Source organism: Staphylococcus rostri, from assembly GCF_002902145.1.
Classification (GTDB): Bacteria; Bacillota; Bacilli; order Staphylococcales; family Staphylococcaceae; genus Staphylococcus; species Staphylococcus rostri.
In genome coordinates, this window is record NZ_PPRF01000113.1 from 1 (window position 1) to 213 (window position 213).

A 213-nucleotide genomic window follows, 5' to 3' on the forward strand; every position below is an offset into this window, starting at 1 on the left:
GCGTGAGCGACTCAATGAGTATGAGTAACTCAACATCAGCAAGTATGAGAGACTCAATTTCAATAAGCTTAAGCGATTCAACAAGCATGAGTGATTCAATGTCAATGAGCATGAGTGATTCAATGTCAACAAGCGTGAGCGACTCAATGAGTATGAGTAACTCAACATCAGCAAGTATGAGAGACTCAATTTCAATAAGCTTAAGCGATTCAA

Annotated in this window: 1 protein-coding gene; it reads right to left on the reverse strand. The window is 39.0% G+C overall.

Going from position 1 to position 213, the window contains the following annotated elements; translation table 11 throughout:
• Nucleotides 1-213 (reverse strand): hypothetical protein (locus tag CD122_RS12045; RefSeq protein WP_276307409.1); only part of this gene is annotated, 213 nt, incomplete at both ends.